Consider the following 3,034-nt stretch of genomic DNA (forward strand, 5'->3'; position numbering starts at 1 on the left):
TCGTGCATGGCGATGGGCACGCCCTCCTTGAACCGCTTGGTGAAATCGTCGCGCTCCAGCAGTCGCGCCAGGGTGTATTTGGCGGCCAGGCGAATCATGCCATCGGCGCCCAGCGGCTCGCTCCACTCGGAGTTGTAGCGAATCTCGGTTTTTTGCGGGTCGAGCACTAGGCTGGCCTGGGCGTAATAGGTCTCGGCGTTGGTCTTGATCTGCTCGATCGTCAGCGGCGGGCGGGTGGCGTTGCGCCCGGACGGATCGCCGATGCGCGAGGTGAAATCGCCGATGAGAAAAATGACCGTGTGGCCCAGATCTTGCAACTGCCTGAGCTTGTTGAGCACCACGGTGTGGCCGATATGAATGTCGGGCGCGGTGGGGTCGAGGCCGAGTTTGATGCGCAGCGGCTGGCCGGTTTGGTGGCTGCGGGTCAGTTTGGCGATCCAGTCGGCCTCCACCAGCAGTTCGGCGCAGCCGCGTTTGGTGATGGCCAGTGCGTTGCGCACGGCGTCGGGAAGTTCGACGGGAGAGTTGGAGTCCATCATGGGGAGAATCGAAAAGTGCGCCAAGCGGGCTGTTAGACTCGCGCCTTTATGTCCGTGCTGCGCCTGCTTCAGCAAAGGGTGCAGTGTATTCGGTGCCACAGCGTGACTGTTGGGCGGCAAGCGAGTGTGAAACACACATGCGCAGACCGTTCAGCCGCGCCCAGGGTGCGCTCGCAGATGCTTGCCGCGTCTCGCCGCCCGTTGTCGGTGGTGCCATCACGGTGTCGGAGGCATGGCCTTCGGCGCCACTTTCCATTGTCGGGACGGCGTGCGCGCCACAGCCTGAAGTGTGAGGAGTGGGAATGTCGTTTGTCGAATTCAAGCAGTCTGCGGCGCAAGGCGCGCAGAGTTTGGCCGGTTGGTTGCATCAGCATCACAAACGGGTTTTGGCGGGAGTGGGGAGTGGTTTGCTGCTGACCAGCGCCGCCGCCTTCGCCCTGGCTTACGAAGGGCCGCAGGCGCATCCGCCCGCGCCGACCTGGGTCAGCGTGGCGGTGGCGAGCACTGCGCCGCAGCAGGCCGATCAGCTCTCGAATGCCGATCAGGTGGTCTACACCACGGCGCATGTGCGGGCGAGTGATACCGTCGAATCGCTGCTGCGTCGTCTGCAGGTGACCGATCCGCAGCAGTTGCGCCAGCTCAGCGCGCAAGCCGATTTGCGGGCTCTGGTCACCGGAGATCCCGGCCGCGTGGTGGCGGCCCAGGTGAGCAATCTGGGCGAATTGCAGTCGCTGCACGGCCGTTTGCCCGGGCTCAAGCCGGTGGCCGAGGGCGCCGAGAAGGCGCGCCAATTGCGCGAGCTGACGGTCAAGGCCACGCCAACAGGATGGGACGTGCAGACGCAATCGCGCCTCGTTCAGCCGGTTTTGCGTGTGGCCAGCGGCACGGTGAAATCCAGCTTTTTCGCCGCGGCCGACGAGGCTGGGATGCCCCGCAACGTGGCCTCGCAACTGATCGACGTGTTCGACACCCAGATCAACTTCCGCCGCAATCTGCGTCCGGGCGATCATTTCAATGTGGTGTACCGGGTCTATCAGGCGCAGGGCCAGACGCTGGCCGATGGCCGCCTGGTGTCGGCGGAATTCGTCAACCAGGGCCACGACTACAAAGCCGTGTGGTTCGACGCCAAGGGCGATGCCAAGGGGGGCGCCAAAGTTTCCGGGTATTACGCGCCCAATGGCGACAGCCTGAGCCGCGCCTTCCTGCTGTCACCCCTGCCCTACGACCGCATCACTTCAGGCTGGGGCTGGCGCGAAAACCCGGTGATGCACTTCCATGAATTCCACAAGGGCATCGATCTGGCCATTCCCGTGGGCACGCCGGTCAAGACCATCGCCGACGGCCGCGTGGTGTATGCGGGCTGGGGCACGGGCTACGGCAAATACGTCAAGGTCGATCATCCCGGCGGTTTTGCCACCATCTATGCGCATCTGAGCGCGTTCAAGGTGCATGTGGGCGAGTCGGTCAAGCAAGGCGAGGTGGTGGCGCTGTCGGGCAATACCGGCTGGTCCACCGGGCCGCATGTGTATTTCCAGTTTTTCGTGCACGGCACGCCGGTCAATCCCCTGGACATTGCGCACTATTCGCCCAAGGGCACGGCGGTTCCGGCCGCGCTCAAGCCGGAATTTCTGGCGCAGACGGCTGAACCGCGCCATCTGCTTGCCGTCATCGATGGCGGCAGCCCGGTGGTCGATGCCGCCGCGCAGGCCGCCAAGGAGCCGCAGCATGGCTAAGCCGCTGCGCGCTCAAGAGCGCCCCCAAACCTGCCGCGTTCGCGTCAGGCCCCCCGAGGGGGATGAGGCCCGCGGCTCCAAGCTGCCCTGTGGCAGCTTGGACGGAGCCGAATCCGAGCGGCTTGCAAGCCGCGAGGTGGACAAGAAAACTTGGGGCGGCCCTGCGTTTTCTCATGAGGCTGCGCTGTGGGTGTCGCAACGTTCCGCCGAGGTGGTGCAGGCACTGCGTGCGCATCCGCGTCGTCTGGCCGCCAGCGTGGGCGGCGCTCTGCTGCTGAGCAGCGCCGGGGCTTATGCCCTGGTCGAGGCGCAGCCGCAGCTGCCGCCGCGCGCCACTCTCGCTACCGTGCTCGACAACGATGTGCAGGGACAGACCGAAGCGCTTGCTGCGGTCGATCTGCGTTATGCCAGCAGCACTTCGGTGCGGCATCGGGACACCGTGCAGCAATTGCTCAAACGCCTGGGCGTGACCGATCCGGCCGCCATCGCGCAACTCGGCAAGAATGCGAGTTTCCGCGCGCTGCTCGCCGCAGGCGGCGGGCCCGAACCCGTGCGGGCGCAGGTGAATGCACAGGGCGAACTGCTGCAGCTTGCCGCCGTGCTGCCCATGCCCGCGGGAACCGATCCGCTGGCCGCCCCGGTTTGGCGCGAACTCACGGTGCAGCCCGGTGCCGACGGCACCTTGCAGGTATCGACCACCGAACGCAAGCTCGAACCCCGCACTCGTCTGGCCAATGTTTCGGTGCGCGGCGCTTTGACGAC

2 protein-coding genes and 1 pseudogene are annotated in these 3,034 nt (G+C 65.6%); 2 read left to right on the top strand and 1 reads right to left on the bottom strand.

The features are described from left to right. Positions 1–539: tyrosine--tRNA ligase (tyrS, locus tag B7X30_RS15225; RefSeq protein WP_286731748.1), on the bottom strand; the 539-nt coding region annotated here is incomplete at its 3' end. Positions 540–841: 302 nt separating this feature from the next. Between tyrS and B7X30_RS15230 the strand changes: the two genes are divergently transcribed. Both B7X30_RS15230 and B7X30_RS15235 read left to right on the top strand, forming a co-directional pair. Next, the gene (locus tag B7X30_RS15230) at positions 842–2,272 is read left to right on the top strand and encodes a M23 family metallopeptidase (protein WP_286731750.1); all 1,431 of its coding nucleotides are present in this window, start codon (positions 842–844) and stop codon (positions 2,270–2,272) included. Between the two features lie 190 nt (positions 2,273–2,462). Further along, positions 2,463–3,034: pseudogene (locus tag B7X30_RS15235) on the top strand (M23 family metallopeptidase); the annotation flags it as partial.

The organism is Thiomonas sp. 13-64-67 (assembly GCF_002282795.1).
In the GTDB taxonomy this organism is placed as follows: Bacteria; Pseudomonadota; Gammaproteobacteria; order Burkholderiales; family Burkholderiaceae_C; genus Thiomonas; species Thiomonas arsenitoxydans.